General features: G+C 74.2%; 10 protein-coding genes. 8 read left to right on the top strand and 2 right to left on the bottom strand.

Translation table 11 applies throughout. The features are described from left to right. Positions 1 to 201: 201 nt before the first annotated feature. From ACZ5FU_RS02595 to moeZ, 5 genes are all read left to right on the top strand, one after another. Entirely contained in the window at positions 202 to 2,052 is a 1,851-nt protein-coding gene (locus ACZ5FU_RS02595) for a DUF3492 domain-containing protein (protein WP_469044276.1), read from the top strand. A gap of 275 nt (positions 2,053 to 2,327) precedes the next feature. Next, positions 2,328 to 3,434, top strand: a complete 1,107-nt coding sequence (locus tag ACZ5FU_RS02590) for a hypothetical protein (RefSeq protein WP_469044275.1) — start codon at positions 2,328 to 2,330, stop codon at positions 3,432 to 3,434. Between the two features lie 220 nt (positions 3,435 to 3,654). Beyond that, positions 3,655 to 4,617 carry an NAD-dependent epimerase/dehydratase family protein gene (locus ACZ5FU_RS02585; protein ID WP_451525446.1) on the top strand — a complete coding sequence of 321 codons (963 nt, stop codon included), beginning with the start codon at positions 3,655 to 3,657 and terminating at the stop codon, positions 4,615 to 4,617. Continuing rightward, positions 4,605 to 5,354 (top strand): spherulation-specific family 4 protein, encoded by a 750-nt coding sequence (locus ACZ5FU_RS02580; RefSeq protein WP_451525447.1) that lies wholly within the window; start codon positions 4,605 to 4,607, stop codon positions 5,352 to 5,354. The genes ACZ5FU_RS02585 and ACZ5FU_RS02580 overlap by 13 nt, the downstream gene beginning before the upstream one ends. Positions 5,355 to 5,417: 63 nt before the next feature. Continuing rightward, the gene (gene moeZ, locus ACZ5FU_RS02575) at positions 5,418 to 6,596 is read left to right on the top strand and encodes an adenylyltransferase/sulfurtransferase MoeZ (protein ID WP_451525448.1); all 1,179 of its coding nucleotides are present in this window, start codon (positions 5,418 to 5,420) and stop codon (positions 6,594 to 6,596) included. Positions 6,597 to 6,661: 65 nt separating this feature from the next. Here moeZ and ACZ5FU_RS02570 read toward each other — a convergent pair whose 3' ends face one another. Beyond that, positions 6,662 to 8,224 (bottom strand): alpha/beta hydrolase, encoded by a 1,563-nt coding sequence (locus ACZ5FU_RS02570; RefSeq protein WP_469044273.1) that lies wholly within the window; start codon positions 8,222 to 8,224, stop codon positions 6,662 to 6,664. A gap of 233 nt (positions 8,225 to 8,457) precedes the next feature. Then, complete coding sequence (locus ACZ5FU_RS02565) at positions 8,458 to 11,163, bottom strand: lysylphosphatidylglycerol synthase domain-containing protein (RefSeq protein WP_451525450.1); 2,706 nt, start codon at positions 11,161 to 11,163, stop codon at positions 8,458 to 8,460. 185 nt (positions 11,164 to 11,348) lie between these two features. Here ACZ5FU_RS02565 and ACZ5FU_RS02560 point away from each other — a divergent pair, with 185 nt between their 5' ends. The 3 genes from ACZ5FU_RS02560 (at position 11,349) to ACZ5FU_RS02550 (ending at position 19,355) form a co-directional block, all read left to right on the top strand. Next, positions 11,349 to 11,762 carry an MGMT family protein gene (locus tag ACZ5FU_RS02560; protein ID WP_451525451.1) on the top strand — a complete coding sequence of 138 codons (414 nt, stop codon included), beginning with the start codon at positions 11,349 to 11,351 and terminating at the stop codon, positions 11,760 to 11,762. Positions 11,763 to 12,079: 317 nt separating this feature from the next. Next, a complete protein-coding gene (locus ACZ5FU_RS02555) occupies positions 12,080 to 15,598 on the top strand; it encodes an ATP-dependent helicase (RefSeq protein ID WP_451525452.1) in 3,519 nt (1,172 codons plus the stop codon). Between the two features lie 223 nt (positions 15,599 to 15,821). Then, the gene (locus ACZ5FU_RS02550) at positions 15,822 to 19,355 is read left to right on the top strand and encodes a UvrD-helicase domain-containing protein (protein ID WP_469044270.1); all 3,534 of its coding nucleotides are present in this window, start codon (positions 15,822 to 15,824) and stop codon (positions 19,353 to 19,355) included. Positions 19,356 to 19,383 lie beyond the last annotated feature (28 nt).

Raw genomic sequence — 19,383 nt, 5'->3', positions numbered from 1 at the left:
CGGGGCGTCGTGTTTTTTTTTCTGTTTTTTTTGGCCTTGTCGCCCCCCCCGCCCCCGCCGCGGTTTTATATTAACGCCCGGGGTGGGGGGGGCCCCCCCCCCCCCCCCCCCCCCCCCCACCACCTTGTCCGCATACGTTCGTCCCGCTGCGAGCCGCCGGGTCAACGGCGGCTCCCCAAAAGGGAGATCGGGGGTGCGCGCGTGCGCATCGGACTGCTTACGGAGGGTGGGTATCCGTATGTGAGCGGTGATGCGGGGCTCTGGTGCGACCGGCTCGTGCGCGGGCTCGGGCAGCACGAGTTCGACGTCTACGCGCTCAGCCGCAGCGAGCGTCAGGAGGTCGCGGGCCGGGTCGCGCTGCCGTCACAGGTCACCCGCGTGCGCACCGCGCCGCTGTGGACCGCCGAGGACGACGGGGTGGTGCACGGGCGGCGTGCGCGCCGGCGTTTCACCGAGCACTACGGCGCCTTGGTGTCCGTCCTGTGCGAGGGAGCCCCCGCCGACGCGGAGGCGTACCGTGCCGGACCGCAGGCGGACCGTTTCGGCAACGCGCTGTACGGGCTCGCGGACCTCGCCCGCGACGAGGGCGGCCTGGTGGGCGCGCTCCGCTCGGAGCACGCCGTACGTGCCCTGGAGCGCGCCTGTCGTGCGCCCGGCACGCTCGGCGCGGCGCGCGCGGCGCGCGTCCCCGATCTCCTCGCCGTCGCCGCGCACCTCGAACGCGCCCTGCGCCCCCTCTCGCTCGACTGGTACGAGGACGCCGGCGACGACGGGCTCGGCTCGGTCGACCTCTGCCATGCGGCTTCCGGGGGCGCGGCGGCGCTCGTGGGCCTGCTCGCCCGTCACTTCTTCGGCGTGCCGCTGCTGGTGACGGAGTACGGGGTCCGGTTGCGGACGCACTACCTGGGTGCGGGTGCGGGAGTGAGCGTGGGTACGGGCGGTGCCGTCGAGCCCGGCTCCGGCCCCGCCCCGGACGCTGCCCCGGCGCCGTACGCCCCGGCCGTACGGTCCCTGCTCGCAACCTTCCACGGACGGCTCGCCGCCGAGGCGTACCGACAGGCGGCGTGCGTCACGCCCGGCAACGCGCACGCCCGCCGCTGGCAGGAGCGCTGCGGCGCCGACCGCGCCAGGCTCCGCACGGTCCCCCCGGGCATGGACGCCTCCCGCTTCGCCGAGGTCGGTGAGTCCCCGGACGCCGCCGACCCGCGCACGCTGGTCTGGGTCGGCAGAGTGGAACCGGCCAAGGACCTGGTGTCCCTGCTGCACGCCTTCGCCGAGATCCACCGGGAGGAACCCGGGACCCGGCTGCGGATCTTCGGCAGCGCGGCCGGCGCGGAGGGCGAGGCCTACCTCGGCCACTGCCGGGTGCTCGCCGCGCAGCTCTTCCCCGACGAGGCCGCCGGACCGCACGCCGTCGGCGACAACCCGGTGTCCTTCGAGGAGATCGGCGGCCCGGAGGCCCCCGGACTCGCCGAGGCGTACGCGACGGGTGCCGTCGTGGTCCTGTCCAGCGTCGTCGAGGGGTTCCCGGTCGGTCTCGTCGAGGCGATGTTCTGCGGGCGCGCGACCGTGTCCACGGACGTCGGCGCGGTGGTCGAGGTCATCGGGGGCACCGGACTCGTCGTCCCGCCGCGCAACCCGAGGGCGCTCGCGGAGGCGTGCACGGCCCTGCTGCGCGACCCCGGCCGCCGCGCACGCCTGGGCGCGGCCGCGCGGGCCCGTGCCCTCGAACTGTTCACCGTCGAGCAGAACGCCGCGGCGTTCCACGGTGTCTACCTGGAGATCGTCTCCCGCAGTCCGGTCCGCCGCGTCGTCCTCGACGCGGCCGGGGAACCCCGGCCCTTCGCGGCCCCGGCCGAGGCCTGGCTGCCCGGCCGGTGGACCGGCTCCGGCGGACGGACCGCTCCCCGGAACCCGCCCGGCTGGGCGGCGGAGACGCCGGCGGCGGGCACGGCGCCCGGCACGGTGGCGGCACGTGGTTCCGTCCCACCGCCCGGCCCGTCCGCGCCCCGCGTCACCTCTCCCGCCGCCACGACCGAGGGGGCCCGATGAGCGGCCTGGACGAACTCGACCGCCCCGCGACACCCGAACCCGCCGGTGCCCGGGACGAACGGTCCGAGGAGTGGCGGGTGCACGAGGACACCGTTGCGGGCCTCGGCGAGCTGCCGTCCGGCCCCGACGGGCAGTCGTCCGGCCCCGGTGGGCCGGTGGGGGCCGCGCGGCCCGGGCGTCCCGCACCGGTCACCGCGGCGCACGCCGGCCCCGGGGCCTGCGAGCCCGGCCTGATCCCAACGAGAGGCCCTGGGCGAGACGGAGCCGCGGACCCGGTGAAAGCGCTGATGCACCGCCACCGGGACCTGTGCGAACGGGCGGTCGATCCCTTGGAGATCGCGGCGGGGCTCGAGGCCCACGGTGTCACCGACCGCACCGCCGCGCGGTTCCGCCACCGGGACGTCTTCTCCCTCGCGGAGGAGATGTACGCCCGCGTCCCCAGGGACGGCGACACGCCTTCGCACCCGTGTCCGGAGCCCGCGCCGACGCCACGGGCCCGCCCGGACTGGGCGCTGCTCGCCCTCGCGCCCGGAGTCCTGGGCGCCGCGACCCTCGCCGGCCTTCGTCTCACCGACGGTCGGACCCGCCTCCTCGTGGTCACCGCGGGTGTCCTGGCGGTGGCCCTCGCCCTGCGGGCCGCCCTCCGCCGGGGCCCCTTGAGCCGCAGCGGTGGCCGGGGCCCGTCGATCCCGCGCGGAGGCAGGCACGCAGGCCGGCACCGCACCGGCGGCTGGACCGGGTGGCTCCTCGCCTACGCGGCCCTCGGCGACGGCCTGTTGCGTGCCGCGGCCGACGGCGGCCCCGACGCCCTGCCCACCGGAACGGCCGACGGGCCCTGGCCGCTCGCCACGGCCCCGCTCCTGACCCTCGCCCTGGCCTGCGTGCCCGCCGCGTGGTGCGCGCACCTCCTCGCCGTACGCGTCCGGCACGGACTCGCCGGCAGCCGGGGTCTCGACGAGTTCGCCGCCGCCGTACGGCCGCCGCTGCTCGGCGTCCTCGTCCTGTTCCTGTGCGCCCTCGCGGTCCTCACCGGCGTCTGCGCGGCCGTCCTCGGTGAACCCGCCGCCCACGCGGGCACCCTCACCCTGGGCGCCCTGCTCCTCCTCTCCCGGCTCCTCACCGTCCACGGCTTCACCCGCGCCCCGGTGGTCGCCCTCAGGGCGGCCGGGACGGCCGAGGCGATCGCCCCGGCCCTGCTCTTCGCGGGCCGGCTGCCCGGCTGCGGCTTCCTGGCCGTGCCCGTCGACACCCTCGTGGCCGCCCGGGGCCCCGCCGCGGTCCCCGTCCTCGCCTGCGGGGCAGCCGCCCTCGCCCTGCTGATCCACGCGATGCGCACCCTCACCAGGGCCTCGGCCCACGTGTCATCGGGCCGACCGTGCTGACCCGGAGCCGTCCGCCCGCCCGCGACCACCGCGCGCCGCGCCACCCCCACCGTGCACGGACCGCACGACGCACGCGCTCCTCCACCCATGCAACCCCCATAAGGAGAGACCAGATGACCACCTCCCGATCCGGAGCGACCGGAGCCACCGGGACACCCGCGGTCGCAGGAGCCCGCGCGATCACCGCAGCAGTCGTGACGCACACCCGGGGAGCCGCGCGATGAGGGTCCTGCTGACCGGAGCCAACGGTTACGTCGGCCGCTTCGTCGCCGACCGTCTGCTCGCCGACCCGGCCGTCCAGCTCACCGCGCTCGGCCGCGGCGACGACGCCGACGTCCGCTTCGACCTCGCGAGCGGCAGCCCCGGCGCCCTCACCCGTTTCCTCGACGCGGTCCACCCCCAGGTCGTCGTCAACTGCGCCGGCGCCACCCGAGGCGGAGCCCGGGAACTCACCCGGCACAACACCGTCGCCGTCGCCACCGTCTGCGAGGCGCTGCGCCGCAGCGGCTGCGGCGCCCGTCTCGTCCACATCGGATGCGGCGCCGAATACGGCCCCAGCCAGCCCGGGTCCTCGACCGCCGAGGACGCCGTGCCGCGCCCCGGCGGCCCGTACGGCGTCAGCAAGCTCGCCGCCACCGAACTCGTCCTGGGCTCCGGTCTGGACGCGGTCGTGCTGCGGGTGTTCTCCCCGGCCGGGCCCGGCACCCCGGCCGGCTCCCCGCTGGGCCGGCTCGCCGAGGCGATGCGCCGCGCCATGCAGTCCGGCGACGGCGAGCTGAAACTCGGTGGTCTCGGCGCCCAGCGCGACTTCATCGACGTCCGCGACGTCGCCCGCGCCGTGCACGCCGCCGCGCTGTCCGCCGCCCAGGGCGTGATCAACATCGGCTCCGGCCGCGCCGTCCGCCTCCGGGACGCCGCCGCCGTCCTCGCCCGCGTCGCCGGATACGGCGGCGCACTCCACGAACTCGACGGACCGCCCGGCGGCCACCTCAGGACGGCCGTCGGCCACCCCCGTCCCGACTCCGACCACGCGGCTCCGGTCGCGTGGTCGTACCCCGACGGGTGCGGCAACTGGCAGCAGGCCGACGTCCGCACCGCCCGCGACCGGCTGGGCTGGCGGCCGCGGATCAACCTCGAGGAGTCCCTCGCCGACATCTGGATGGAGGCGGCATGTCGTATCTGACCGGTACCCGAGCGGGCGCCGCGAGCACCGACGTCCGCACCGGCTTGGGTGTCCCCGGCTTCGCGCACCCCCTCGTCGCGCCGGCCGAGTGGGGCGAACTCGCCCGTCCCGGCAGGCCCTTGCACTGGGTCGTCCTCGACGTCGCCGACGGACCCGGCGTCCGCCCCGACCCGCACTGCCTGGAGGCCGCGGGCCGGCTCCGCAACGCGGGCGTCCGCGTCCTCGGCCGACTCGACGCCGTCCACGGCGCCCGCGCCCTCGCCGAAGTGGTCTCCGACGCCCGCCGCCACCTCGACTGGTACCGGGTCGACGGCTTCCTCCTGGACCGCTGCCCGACCGAACGCGCCGAACTCCCGCAGATCCGCCGCACCGTCGGCACCCTGCGCTCGCTCGGTGACGCGCCTCACATCGTCCTCGGCCACGGCGTCCATCCGCATCCCGGGTACGCGGAGAACGCCGATCAGCTCGTCACGTTCTCCGGGCCCTGGAGCGACTACCGCTGGTCGCAGGCGGCCGGGTGGACCGCCGACCACCCGCCCGAGCGGTTCTGTCACTTCGTGCACGGCGTGCCCCGCGGCCACCTCGACGAGGCGCTGCGGATCGCCCGCTGGCAGGGAGCGGCCACGATCTGGGTCACCGACCGCCACGACCACGACGGCGCGTTCGACCCGTGGGAGGCCATGCCCGGCTACTGGGACGAAATCGTCTCGCGGATCGGAACGGGTGTCTCGGAATGAAGAAGGCCGTGGCAGTGTTACGGGGAGAACAACCGTAGTGATTGACCGACCAACGGAGTCCCCGTGTCGCTGCCACCCCTGGTCGAGCCGGCTGCCGAGCTCACCGTAGACGAGGTCCGCAGGTACTCCCGCCACCTGATCATCCCCGACGTCGGGATGGACGGGCAGAAGCGGCTGAAGAACGCCAAGGTGCTGTGTGTCGGCGCCGGCGGCCTGGGCTCGCCGGCGCTGATGTACCTGGCCGCGGCGGGCGTGGGCACGCTCGGCATCGTGGAGTTCGACGAGGTCGACGAGTCGAACCTCCAGCGCCAGATCATCCACAGCCAGGCCGACATCGGCCGCTCCAAGGCCGAGTCCGCGCGCGACTCCGTCCTGGGCATCAACCCGTACGTGAACGTGATCCTGCACGAGGAGCGGCTCGAGGCCGACAACGTGCTGGACATCTTCAGCCAGTACGACCTGATCGTGGACGGCACGGACAACTTCGCCACCCGCTACCTGGTCAACGACGCCGCCGTGCTGCTGAACAAGCCGTACGTGTGGGGCTCGATCTACCGCTTCGACGGTCAGGCGTCCGTCTTCTGGTCGGAGCACGGTCCCTGCTACCGCTGCCTCTACCCGGAGCCCCCGCCCCCCGGCATGGTTCCCTCCTGCGCCGAGGGCGGCGTGCTGGGCGTGCTCTGCGCGTCCATCGGATCCATCCAGGTCACCGAAGCGATCAAGCTCCTCACCGGCACCGGTGAGCCGCTGGTCGGCCGTCTGATGATCTACGACGCCCTGGAGATGCAGTACCGCCAGGTCAAGGTCCGCAAGGACCCCGACTGCGCGGTCTGCGGCGAGAACCCGACCGTCACGGAGCTCATCGACTACGAGGCCTTCTGCGGCGTCGTGTCGGAGGAGGCCCAGCAGGCGGCGGCCGGTGCGACGATCACTCCCAAGCAGCTCAAGGAGTGGATCGACGAGGGCGAGAGCATCGAGATCATCGACGTCCGCGAGCCGAACGAGTTCGAGATCGTCTCCATCCCGGGTGCCAAGCTGATCCCGAAGAACGAGTTCCTGCTCGGCACCGCCCTCGAGGGCCTGCCCCAGGACCGGAAGATCGTCTTGCACTGCAAGACGGGTGTCCGCAGTGCGGAAGTCCTCGCGGTGCTGAAGTCCGCGGGCTTCGCGGACGCCGTCCACGTCGGCGGCGGTGTGATCGGCTGGGTCAACCAGATCGAGCCGAGCAAGCCGGTCTACTGAGCCGGCCTGCCTGCCCGAGCGGCGGGGGCCGCGCGCACCACGAGTGCCCGCGGCCCCCGCCGTCGTCATGAGCAGACCTTGCCGTCCTTCGGCACGGTGCCCTCGAGCAGGTAGTCGTCCACCGTCGAGTCGACGCAGTCGCTCCCGCTGCCGTACGCCCCGTGGCCCTCGCCCTTCCAGGTGAGCAGCACACCGACACCCTCGCCCAGTTCGTCCGCCATCCGCCGCGCGCCCTCGTAGGGCGTCGCCGGGTCGCCGGTGTTGCCGACCAGCAGGACGGGCGCCGCCCCGGCCGCGCTCACCTCCGGGCTGTCGAACTGTCCGGCCACCGGCCAGTCGTGGCACCAGCCGGCCGTGTCCCAGCCGAGGAACGCACCGAACACGGGGGAGATCCTCTCGAACTCCGGCAGCAGCTTCTTCGTCTCCTCCACCGTCGGCCGCTGCTTGTCGTCCAGGCACGATATGACCCGCTGCGAGTGGGTCGTCGTGCCGTACTTCCCCTCGCCGTCCCGCTCGTTGTAGGCGTCGGCCAGGGTGAGCAGTTCGGAGCCGTCGCCTTCCTGCGCCGCCTCCAGGGCACTGGTCAGGGTCGGCCATCCCTGCTTGCTGTAGAGCGGCAGGACGATGCCGGTGACCGCGAGCGTCTGGGTCAGCTTCCGTCCGGAGGACGTCGGCAGCGGGTCGGCGTCGATCCGCTTCAGCAGGTCGGCGATCCTGCGGCTGCCCCGGGCGGGGTTCTGACCGGTCGACTTCAGGTAGTTGTCGAGCGCCAGCTGGAACCCCTTCGCCTGGTTCTTCGCGTGCCCCACGGCGTCGGCACGGGGGTCGACGACCGCGTCGAGGACCACCCGCCCCACGTTCTTCGGGAACAGGTGGGCGTAGACGCCGCCGAGCTCGGTGCCGTAGGAGATGCCGAAGTAGTGCAGTTTGTCGTCGCCGAGCACCTGGCGCATCAGATCCATGTCGCGCGCGGTGTCGGTGGTCGAGACGTGCGCCATCAGCGCTCCGGCGTCCTTCTGGCAGCCCTTGCCGAAGTCGACGGCGTCACGGAGGTAGTCCTTCTCCTCGGTCGCGGTGTCCGGGGTGGAGTCGACCGACTCGGCGGCCTGGATCCTCCTGTCGCTGCGACAGCGCACGCCCTCGCTGGCGCCCACCCCGCGCGGGTCCCAGCTCACCAGGTCGTAGCGCTCGCGGAGGGAGGAGACCGTGGAGCCGTACGCCGGCATCGTCGACACCCCGGAGGCGCCCGGGCCGCCGAAGTCGAACAACAGGGAGCCGATGCGCTTGCCCCCGGTGGCGCGGGAACCGGCGCGGATCAGCGCGAGATCGATCGTCTCCCCCTCCGGCTTCGACCAGTCCAGCGGCACCTTCAGCTTCGCGCACCACCACTCGCTCCCCGGCGCCGGGGAGTCGGCGGTGGCCCCGCAGCGGCCCCAGTCGGGCTTCTGCCCGGTCAGCGAGGCGGGCAGGGGCGCCGCCGTGTCCGCGGCGCCGGGGGAGGGGGCCGACGGGCGCGCATCGGCCGTACCGCCCTTGTCGTCGCCCCCGTCGTCCGACGAGCCGCCGCAGCCCGTCATCAGCAGCGCGGCGGCGGCCCCCAGCGCCGTCCACCGTACGAATCGCGCCATGTGCGTTTCCCCCCTCGCGGAACCGTCCGCACCTGCGGCGGACGGCTGTCAGGCCATGGTAGGCGGACCGCCGCGCACTCGTCGGAGCCTGTGGAAAACCGTTTGACCTGCGAGTTTTTCGAATCTCAGGGAGTCGGGAGCAGACCGTTCGGGCGTCGTGGTGCCCGCCTCCGCCTCGTGATGCACGGCACCGGACCCGGCCCCCCGACCCAGCCTGATCCGAACGAAGGACCTCAGAGGGCGCCCTTGCGGGTGAGCTGGGTGAAGGCCAGCCAGCCGGGCAGCACCGGCAGCCACAGCGTCAGCAGCCGGAACAGCAGCACCGCGGGGGCGGCGACCTCCTTGGGCAGGCCGACGGCGATCAGACCGACCGTCAGGGTCGCCTCCACCGCGCCGACACCGCCCGGCGTCGGGGCTGCGGAACCGAGCGCGTTGCCGGCGAGGAAGACGACGGCGACGCTGGCGATGCTGATCGAGGTCGTCTCGTCGCCGAAGGCGCGGATCGACGCGTCCAGGCACATCACGAAACAGGCCGTCAGCAGCAGCATGCCGCCGATGCCGGTGACCAGCTTCTGCGGCCGCTGGAGCACGTCCAGCATGCGCGGCACGACCCCCGCGAACAGCGACCTCACCCGCGTGACGACGAATTTCCGCAGGAACGGCACCGAGGTCACCACGAGCACCAGCACCGCCACCGTCAGCAGGCCCGCGATGACGGTCCGGGACGGTGACAGCGACGGCGTCTTCTCGGTGCCCGTCAGGTAGCCGAACGACAGCAGCATCAGGATGTGGCAGCCCAGCCCGAACAGCTGGGAGGCGCCGACGCTCGCCACCGCGAGCCCCGGCCGCACCCCCGCGCGCTGGAGGAACCGCGTGTTGAGGGCGACCCCGCCGACCGCGGCCGGTGCGACGATCTTCACGAAGGACCCGGCCACCTGCGCGGCCACCGTACGCGGGAACGGCACCCGCTCCGGCACGAAACCCAGCAGGCTCATCGCGGCCGCCACGTAGCTCGCCGCCGAGAACAGCACGGCCGCGGCGACCCAGCCCCACTCGGCGTTGGCGATGAGCGGCCCGAACTCGATGTGGGTGAGCTGTGTCAGCAGGAAGTACGCGCCGATCGCGCCGGCGATGAAACTGATCAGCGTGCGCGGCCGCACCCGCTCGAGCCGGGCGGGCTCCACCGGCGCCTGGGGACGGATGCGCAGCACCTCGTGCCGGATCTGGGTGAGCAGATCCTCCTCGCGGGCTTCCTCCAGCGCCTCGTCGATGGCCCGCTTCTCGGCCCGTGTCTCCGCGCGCACGGCCTTCTTCTCGACCTTGTCCGCGGGTGGCCCGGCCTCGTGTCCGGCCGCCTCCTGGCGGGCCTGCTTGGCCTGCCGGGAGGCTTCCAGGACGGCGTCCCGCTCGCGCTGCGCCCGCTCCCGGGCGAGTCTGCGCAGCGTCGCGCGCGTGGAGCGGCTCAGCGCGATGGGCTGGAGCATCGGCAGACAGTCGGCGACGGCGTCGGGACCGAGCACGCTCACCGCGGAGGCCACCGCGCGCTCGGCTCCCACCCGCAGGCCGAGCGTCACCAGCAGCTGAGAGGTGTCCATGCGCAGCAGCAGATCGCCGGCCGCGATCTCGCCGACCCGCATGTCGGTGAGGATCACCGTGCCGGAACGATCCACCAGGATCGCGTCGCCGACGAGCCTGCGATGCGCGATACGACGGGACTGCAGGGCGCGCACCTGGTGCCAGGTGTCGTGCAGCAGCTCGTCAGTGATCTCCTCGTCGGCCAGCGAGTCCAGGGTGCGGCCCCCGGTGTGCTCGTAGACGAGCATGACGGCGTCGGGGCCCAGCTCGGACGTCGCGATCAGCTTCGGCGCGTTGGCTCCGGCCGCGATCGCCGCGTAGGCCAGCAGCGCCTCCTGTTCCAGCGCCTGGCGCAGCGACTGGAGGCTGCTGCGGGTGGCGAAGCCGCGCAGGGTCAGATTGCGCCACGCGCGGTAGAAGAAGCCCTGCGCCTGCTGCTCGCGGTCGACCACGGTGACGTCCAGCGGCGGGCCGTCCTCCAGCGTGACGAAGTAGCGCCGGCCGCGGTCGCCGGTCTCCGGGTTCTCCGAAACCTCCTGGCGCGCGGCGCTCACCGGGCGGAAGCCGACGTGCCGCAGACCCGCCATCAGCGTCCGCCCCGTGGGCCGGACGTTGGGCGAGCCGACCGCGTACAGCGTGCCGTACGCGACGGTCCAGCCGATCAGCACCGTCAGGATGATCGAGAACGGTGTCGTGTAGCCGGTGACGAGCATCGAGAACGCGTCGAGCAGCAGCACGATCCACAGCACCGCGCGCCAGCGGGGGCGCCGCGACATGCCGACGGCCGTCATGTAGGCGATCACGGGCGCCAGGTAGCCGTGGACGGGATCGGTCAGGGCGTGGACGTCGCCCGGGGAGGGCTGGGTGAGCGCCTCCTGGATCGAGCCGGGGGCGGCCTTGGCCACCCACAGGTCGGTGGCGAGCGTCACTCCGTGGGCGAGGACCGCCGCGAGCACGCCGTCGGCGATCCGCAGCCCGTCCCGTTTGATGAGCCGCTCGATCGCGAACGCCACGGGCACCAGCAGGATAGCGATGCTGGACGCCAGTCCCGCGATCTTGATGAGGAGGTCGGGCGCCTGTCCGGTGCCCTTGTTGATGTCCTGCTCCAGGCCCGAGGTCGTCCCGTGCGCGAAGGCGGCGATGCCCAGCAGGACCACGACGGCCAGTACGCCGACCAGCAGCCGCATGAGGTCGGAGGGACGGTGCACACGCGCGGGAAGGAGTGGTTCGTCCCCCTCGACCTCGTCGATGTGCGTCACCTCGACCAGGTCCTCGTCCTCTCCCGCCGGACCGGCGGTGTCCGGGCGCGACGCAGCGTCGGAGGTGCCCTCCGCGTCCTCAGGATGCACACCCTGCTGCTTCATCGTCTCTTCTTGGTCTCGTATCACCGGTCACCGCCCGCACGATGGTGGCATGCCGCACCGACGCACAGGGGCATCAGGGTGCGAAGGCGGGGCGCACAGTCTGCCCGAAGGGCTGCCGTGGGGCGAGGGTCACACGGAGGCGCGCACCCGTCGCGCTGTCGGTGGGGTGGTGCAGGATGGGGCGGATGAGCGAGCAGAGCCTTCCGGACGCCGCCCGCCCGGCGTACCGCGGCGACACGCCGCCGGACCATGCCGACGACGCCCTGCCGGAGTACGCCGAGCGCGTCCTCGAGGTCGCGGAGCTGATCCCGCGCGGGCGGGTCATGACCTACGGCGACGTGGCCGAGTGGCTCGAGGAGGGCGGTCCGCGGCAGGTGGGCCGGGTGATGGCCCTCTACGGCGGGGCCGTCCCCTGGTGGCGTGTCGTGCGCGCCGACGGAGTACTGCTGCCGGGCCACGAACTGCGGGCCCTCGACCGGTACCGCGCGGAGGGCACGCCCCTGAAGGAGGCGAGCCGGGCCGCCGAGGGGCACCTGCCGCGCCTGGACATGAGACGGGCGAGGTGGGACGGCGGCGAGCGTGCGGAGGGTCACATCTGACAGCTTCCGCCATCGACCCCGCCCGAGGGGAGGTTGTGGCCCGTACGGGGGAAACGGGGCACGCCCGTGACATGGCGTACGTTCGAGAGGCGAGGGACCCGGGTGGCCCGCGGGGCGCACGGGTCCCGAGGAAAGGAAGGGAGGAAGGGGAAGTCGTCCTTCCGAGCCGCCCGTCGGCGTAGCGTCGGCCGCACGCGTCGCCCTCATCCCGGGACCCCCGCCCGCCTCGGACGGCACCCGTCCCACCACGAACCCCTTGCGACGGCGCCCCGCGCCGGACGCGACGATCTGCACACCCACCAGGACCGGCGAACCACGTGAGCTCCTCTTCCTCCACCAGGCGCCTGCCGCACCCCCAGGGGCGGCAGGGGAGCCGTGGCGCGTACCGGCTGGTCCGGACCCGGCCGGTGCGGGTGGTCCCCCCTCGTCTGGACGCCGCGCAACGCTCCGTGGTTGACCACACCACCGGTCCGCTGCTGGTCCTCGCGGGGCCGGGCACCGGGAAGACCACCACGCTCGTCGAGTCGGTCGCGGCCCGCGTGGCGCGCGGCGGCGACCCCGCGCGCGTCCTCGTGCTGACCTTCAGCCGCAAGGCGGCCGTCGAACTGCGCGACCGGATGGCGCTGCGCATGGGCGCCGCCCGGGCGCCCCGCGCCACCACCTTCCACTCGTACTGCTACGCCCTGGTCCGCGCCGAACAGGACGGCGACCTGTTCGCCGAACCGCTGCGGCTGCTCTCCGGCCCCGAACAGGACGTGGCCGTCCGTGAGCTGCTCGGCGGCCAGATCGAACTCCAGCGGCAGGGCCTCGCGCACGTGCGCTGGCCCGACGACCTCCGCGCCTGCCTCACCACGCGCGGATTCGCCGACGAGGTCCGGGCGGTGCTCGCCCGCAGCCGCGAACTGGGCCTCGGCCCCGACGCCCTGGACGCCTTCGCCGGCCGCGCAGGCCGCCCCGACTGGCGCGCCGCGGCCTCCTTCCTCGCCGAGTACCTCGACGTCCTCGACCTGCACCGCGTGATCGACTACGCGGAACTCGTCCACCGCGCCGTCCTGCTGGCCCACCGCCCCGAGATCGCCCGGCGGCTCGCCGCGCAGTACGACGCCGTCTACGTCGACGAGTACCAGGACACCGACCCCGCCCAGGTACGGCTGCTGCACGCCCTCGCGGGCGGTGGCCGCACCCTGGTCGCCTTCGGGGACCCGGACCAGTCGATCTACGCCTTCCGGGGCGCCGACGTGAACGGCATCCTGGAGTTCCCGGGCGCCTTCCCGCGCCTCGACGGGCGTCCGGCCCCCGTGGAGGTCCTGCGCACCTCCCGCCGTTCCGCGGCCGCGGTGCTGGCCGCCACCCGGCTCGTGACCCAGCGCATGCCCCTGACCCGCCTCCCGGCGGAGAAGGTCCGAGCCCACCGGGACCTCGCCCCCGTGCGCGAGGGCGGTCGTGTCGAGGCCTACACGTACCCGACGTCCGGCACCGAGCTCGACAACATCGCCGACATCCTGCGCCGGGCGCACCTGGAGGACGGCGTGCCCTGGGGTGAGATGGCCGTCCTGGTGCGGGCCGGTTCCCGTACGATTCCCACGGTCCGCCGCGCCCTGACGGCCGCGGGCGTCCCCCTCGACATCGACGGCGACGACCTGCCCCTGCGCCACGAGCCCGCCGTGGCCCCCCTGCTGACGGCGCTGCGCGCGGTGGCCACGGCGGAGGCGGCCTCGGGCACGGTGCGGCCCGACGGCCCGGGAGAGGACGGCTCGCGGGAGGGCGACGGCTCGGGGCGGGGCGGCGGCCCCGTGGACGGTGAGGCCCTTCACGCCGACACCGACGGTGAGGCGCACGCCGAGGCACAGGGCACCGAGGCACCCGATATGGACGCACCCGAGACTGACGGCACCGGCCCCGACGCGGGTACCGATACCGGCACTGACACCGCCGACACCGGGCGAGCCGCACCCGACGCCTCCTGGCTCGACACCGAAACCGCCCTCACCCTGCTCACCTCGCCCCTCGCGGGCATGGACGCCGCCGACCTGCGCCGCCTCGGACGTGCCCTGCGGGACGAGGAGCGGGCCGCCGGCGACCCTCTGCCGCCGCCGTCGGACGAACTGCTCACGCGCGCCCTCGCCGAACCGGAGCGCCTAGCGGTTCACGACCCCGTGTACGCGCGCGGGGCCCAGCGGCTGGGCGCGCTGCTGAGGAAGGCCCGGGAGCGCCTGGCGGGCGGCGGCACGGCCGAGGAGGCGCTCTGGGACCTGTGGGAGGGCACGCCCTGGCCCGCGCGCCTGGAGCGGTCCGCCCGCCGCGGCGGCGCGGCCGGCCGCAACGCCGACCGCGACCTGGACGCCGTGTGCGCGCTGTTCGCCACCGCCGCGCGCGCGGAGGAGCGCACCGGAGGACGCGGCGCGCTGAACTTCCTGGCCGAGATCGAGGCCGAGGACATCGCCGCCGACACCCTCACCCGGCGCGCCGTGCGTCCCGACGCCGTACGTCTGATGACCGCGCACCGTGCCAAGGGGCTGGAGTGGAGCCTGGTCGTCGTCGCGGGCGTGCAGGAGGGGCTGTGGCCCGACCTGCGCCGCCGCGGCTCCCTGCTGGAGGCCGACCGCATCGGCCGCGACGGACTCGCCGAGCCCCTCACGCCGGGCGCCGTGCTCGCGGAGGAGCGCCGCCTGTTCTACGTGGCCGCCACGCGCGCGCGTGACCGGCTCGTCGTCACGGCGGTCAAGGCGCCCGCGGACGACGGCGACCAGCCCTCCCGCTTCCTCACCGAACTCGGCGTCGAGCCCAAGGACGTCACCGGCCGCCCGCGCCGCCCCCTGTCGGTTGCCGCGCTGGTCGCGGAACTGCGTGCCACCACGGTCGACCCGCGCGTCTCGGAGCCGCTCAGGGAGGCCGCGGCCCGCCGTCTCGCCCGACTGGCCGCCCTGACCGACGAGGACGGCCGGCCCCTGGTGCCGTCGGCGCACCCCTACCGCTGGTGGGGCATGTTCGAGCCGACCGAGAGCAAGGTGCCGCTGCGCGACCGCGACCGGCCCGTCGTGCTCTCCGGCAGCGCCCTCGACCAGCTCGCCAACACCTGCGCCCTCCAGTGGTTCCTGGGCCGCGAGGTGAAGGCCGACGCCCCCGCCACGGTCGCCCAGGGCTTCGGCAACGTGGTGCACGTCCTCGCCGACGAGGTCGCCTCCGGGCACACCCCGGCCGACCTCGCCGTTCTCACCGAGCGCCTCGACTCCGTGTGGAACGCGCTCGCCTTCGACGCGCCCTGGAAGTCGGCGCAGGAGAAGGAGCACGCGCGCATGGCGCTCGAACGGTTCCTGAAGTGGCACGTCATGGACCGCGCCGGCCGCACGCCCGTCGCCAGCGAGCACGACTTCGACGTCACCCTGGAGGCCGGCGAGTACGAGGTCCGCATCCGCGGCCAGATGGACCGCGTCGAGGCCGACGGCGACGGCCGCGCCTACGTCGTCGACTTCAAGACCGGCAAGCAGGCGCCCACCGCGCGCGAGGTGGAGCGGCATCCACAGCTCGCCGTGTACCAGCTCGCCGTGCGCGAAGGCGCCGTCGACGAGGTCTTCGACGGTGCCCGCCCTGAGCCGGGCGGCGCCGAACTGGTGCAGTTGCGCCAGGGCGCCGCCAAGCGGGACGGCGGTGAGACCCTGCCCAAGGTCCAGGCGCAGGAGCCGCTCGAAGGCGAGTGGGTCGGTGATCTGCTGGCCACGGCGGCCGGCAAGGTCCTCGATGAACGGTTCACGCCCACCGCCGGCCAGCACTGCACGCACTGCGCCTTCCGTGCCTCGTGCAGCGCCCGGCCCGAGGGACGCCACGTGGTGGAGTGAGCCCGCCGGTGGGCCACGGCGCGGAAACGGCCGGTGCGGCGCGCGACGGGGTGTGAGCGGGGCAGCAGGGGCGAGCGGGGCGGCGCGCGACGGGGTGCGAGCCGTGCGGCGGGATGTGGGCGGTCCGGTGTGACGGACGGCACCGACCGCCCTGGCCTGCGCTTTCCGTGCCGCGGCAGGCGTTTTGTCATCGACTGTCGGCGGCCGCCGTTAGCCTCTCCCCATGCCCGCCCGCATCACCGATCCCGAGCAGCTCAAGGAGCTCCTCGGGATCCCCTTCACCCCGGAGCAGACGGCCTGCATCACCGCACCGCCCGCCCCGCAGGTGATCGTGGCCGGAGCCGGGTCGGGCAAGACGACGGTGATGGCCGCGCGCGTGCTGTGGCTGGTGGGCACCGGCCAGGTCGCCCCCGAGCAGGTCCTCGGCCTGACCTTCACCAACAAGGCCGCCGGCGAACTCGCCGAGCGCGTCCGCAAGGCCCTGGTCAGGGCCGGCGTCACCGACCCCGACGTCATCGACCCGGACAACCCGCCGGGCGAACCGGTGATCTCCACCTACCACTCCTTCGCGGGCCGTCTGCTGACCGACCACGGCCTGCGCATCGGCCTGGAACCGACGTCCCGGCTGCTCGCCGACGCCACCCGCTACCAACTCGCCGCGCGCGTGCTGCGCGAGGCGCCCGGCCCCTACCCGGCACTCACCCGTTCCTTCGCCGACCTGGTCGGCGACCTGCTCGCCCTCGACTCCGAGCTGTCCGAGCACCTGGTCCGCCCGCAGGACCTGCTCGCGTGGGACGCCGCTCTGCTGCGCACCCTGGAGGGCACCAGGCTCAGCAACGCCGATCTGCGCAAAGTGCCCGAGACCGCCGCCGCCCGGCGCGAGCTCGCCGAGCTGGTGCTGCGCTACCGGGCCGCCAAGCGCGAGCGCGACCTGCTCGACTTCGGCGACCAGATCGCCCTCTCCGCCCGGCTCGCCCGGATCCCCGAGGTGGGCCGCGCCCTGCGCGACGAGTTCCGCGTGGTGCTCCTGGACGAGTACCAGGACACCTCCGTGGCCCAGCGCACCCTCCTGGCCGGCCTCTTCGGCGACGGAACCGGCCACCCCGTCACCGCCGTCGGCGACCCCTGCCAGGCCATCTACGGCTGGCGCGGCGCGTCCGTCGCCAACCTCGACGACTTCCCCGAGCACTTCGCCCTCGCCGACGGCAGCCCCGCGACCCGGCAGGCGCTCAGCGAGAACCGCCGCAGCGGCGGCCGCCTCCTCGACCTCGCCAACGGCCTGGCCGAACCGCTGCGCGCCATGCACGCGGGCGTGGAGGCACTGCGCCCCGCCCCCGGCGCCGAGCGCGACGGGACGGTCCGCTGCGCGCTCCTGACCACCCACGCCGAGGAGATCGACTGGATCGCCGACTCCGTCGCGCACCTGGTGAACACCGGCAAGGCGCCCGGCGAGATCGCCGTCCTGTGCCGTACGGCCACCGACTTCGCCGAGATCCAGGGCGCCCTGGTCGCCCGTGACGTACCCGTCGAGGTGGTGGGCCTCTCGGGTCTGCTGCACCTGCCCGAGGTCGCCGATCTCGTCGCCGTCTGCGAGGTCCTCCAGGACCCCGGCGCCAACGCCGCCCTGGTCCGTCTGCTCACCGGCCCGCGCTGGCGCATCGGCCCCCGCGACCTCGCCCTGCTGGGGCGACGCGCGCGGCTGCTCGTGTCCCGCACGCGCGGGGGCGACGGCGACGATCCGGACCGGCGTCTCGCCGAGGCCGTCGAGGGGGTCGACCCTTCCGAGGTGACATCCCTCACGGACGCCCTGGACACCTTCCTGGAGACACCCCTGGAGGGAACCGACGACGGGCTGCCCTTCTCGCCGGACGCGCGCGTGCGCTTCGCCCGGCTCGCGGCGGAACTGCGCGACCTGCGCCGCTCCCTGGCCGATCCGCTGATGGACGTCCTGCACCGCGTTCTCGCCGTCACCGGCCTCGAGGTCGAACTGTCCGCGTCCCCGCACGCCCTGGCCGCCCGCCGTCGCGAGACCCTGTCGAACTTCCTCGACGTCGCCGCCTCCTTCGCGGCCGCGGAGAGCGAGGCGAGCCTGCTCGCCTTCCTCGGCTTCCTGCGCACCGCCGCCCAGTACGAGAAGGGGCTGGACAACGCCCTGCCCGGCGGGGAGAACACCGTCAAGGTCCTCACCGCGCACAGGTCCAAGGGCCTGGAGTGGGACGTGGTCGCCGTACCCGGACTGGTCACCGGGACCTTCCCCAGCGGCCAGGGCCGCGAGAAGTGGACCGCCCAGGCCAAGGTGCTGCCGCACGGGCTGCGCGGCGACGCCGACACGCTGCCCGACGTCGAGGACTGGGACTCCCGCGGCATGAAGGCCTTCCACGAGGCCATGAAGGACCACCAGCACACCGAGGAACTGCGCCTCGGCTACGTCACCTTCACCCGTCCCCGCTCCCTGCTCCTCGGCTCGGGCCACTGGTGGGGCCCCACCCAGAAGAAGCCCCGCGGCCCCTCCGCCTTCCTCCACGCCCTGCACGACCACTGCGCCGCCGGTCACGGCGAGATCGAGGTCTGGGCCGACGAACCCGGGGAGGACGAGGAGAACCCCGTCCTCCATTGGGCGTCCGCCGACCAGGTCTGGCCGCTGCCCCTGGACGACGCCGCGCTGGCCCGCCGCCGCGCCGCCGCCGGGACCGTCCTCACCCACCTGGAGAACCTCGCCGCGGCCGGGACGGACGCACCCACGGCCGTACCCGACCCTGAGCTCCACGACGACCCCGACTGGCCCCCACCACCGACCGAGGACGACCCGGACCCGTACGACGACCCGGCCCCGTACGACGACCCGGACCCCTACGGCGAACCGGACCCGTACGACGAGCCGGACTTCTACGACGAACCGGACCCCTTCGCGGAGGCCGCCCCCGGCCACCCCCGGCCCCCGGCCCGCGGCGGCGAGCGGGCCACCACCCGCCCCGTCGTCCCGCACCAGGCGTCGTCCCCCGAGCGGCGCCCGGCCCGCCTCACGCCCGAGGAAGCCCGCACGGTCGCCTCCTGGGACCGCGACCTGGACGCGCTCACCGGCGAGCTGCTGCGGGCCCGGCAGAGCGTCACGGACGTACCCCTGCCGGTGACACTGACCGCGTCGCAGGTGCTGCGCCTGGCCGCCGACCCCGACGGCCTCGCCCAGGAACTCGCACGCCCCATGCCGAGCCCGCCCCAGCCGGCCGCGCGCCGGGGCACGAGGTTCCACGCGTGGGTGGAGGCCCGCTTCGAGGAGCTGCCCCTGCCCTTCCTGGAACCGGAGGAGCTGCCCGGCCAGGACGCGGAGATCGCCGACGAACGCGACCTGGAAGCGCTCAAGGACGCCTTCGAGCGCACCGAGTACGCCCACCGGACCCCCTGCCGTGTCGAGGTCCCCGTCCAGCTCGCCCTCGCCGGCCGCGTCGTACGGGGCCGTATCGACGCCGTCTACGAGGTCGGCGACGACGACGGCGTGACGTACGAGATCGTCGACTGGAAGACCGGCCGGGGACGTGACGGCGACCCGCTCCAGCTCGCCGTCTACCGGCTCGCGTGGGCCGAGCAGCAGGGCGTGCCCGTGGAATCGGTCACAGCGGCGTTCGTGTACGTGCGCACCGGCGAGGTCGTCCGGCCGGGGAATCTGCCGGACCGGGCCGCGCTGGAGCGCCTGTTGACGGGGGAGGAGGCCCCGGCGGACGACCACGGGGGACCGGCCGCGAAAGTAAACCGTGTGTAAGCGCCCGGCCGGGAGGCCGACGCGGCCG

Source organism: Streptomyces sp. NPDC031554 (genome assembly GCF_055580685.1).
This window is presented reverse-complemented; position numbering and strand designations above follow the sequence as displayed.

Coding starts and splice junctions, on each gene's coding strand:
- ACZ5FU_RS02580 (WP_451525447.1), top strand. CDS start 4,605: ATGTCGTATCTGACCGGTACCCGAGCGGGCGCCGCGAGCACCGACGTC.
- ACZ5FU_RS02550 (WP_469044270.1), top strand. CDS start 15,822: ATGCCCGCCCGCATCACCGATCCCGAGCAGCTCAAGGAGCTCCTCGGG.
- ACZ5FU_RS02585 (WP_451525446.1), top strand. CDS start 3,655: ATGAGGGTCCTGCTGACCGGAGCCAACGGTTACGTCGGCCGCTTCGTC.
- ACZ5FU_RS02570 (WP_469044273.1), bottom strand. CDS start 8,224: ATGGCGCGATTCGTACGGTGGACGGCGCTGGGGGCCGCCGCCGCGCTG.
- ACZ5FU_RS02565 (WP_451525450.1), bottom strand. CDS start 11,163: ATGAAGCAGCAGGGTGTGCATCCTGAGGACGCGGAGGGCACCTCCGAC.
- ACZ5FU_RS02560 (WP_451525451.1), top strand. CDS start 11,349: ATGAGCGAGCAGAGCCTTCCGGACGCCGCCCGCCCGGCGTACCGCGGC.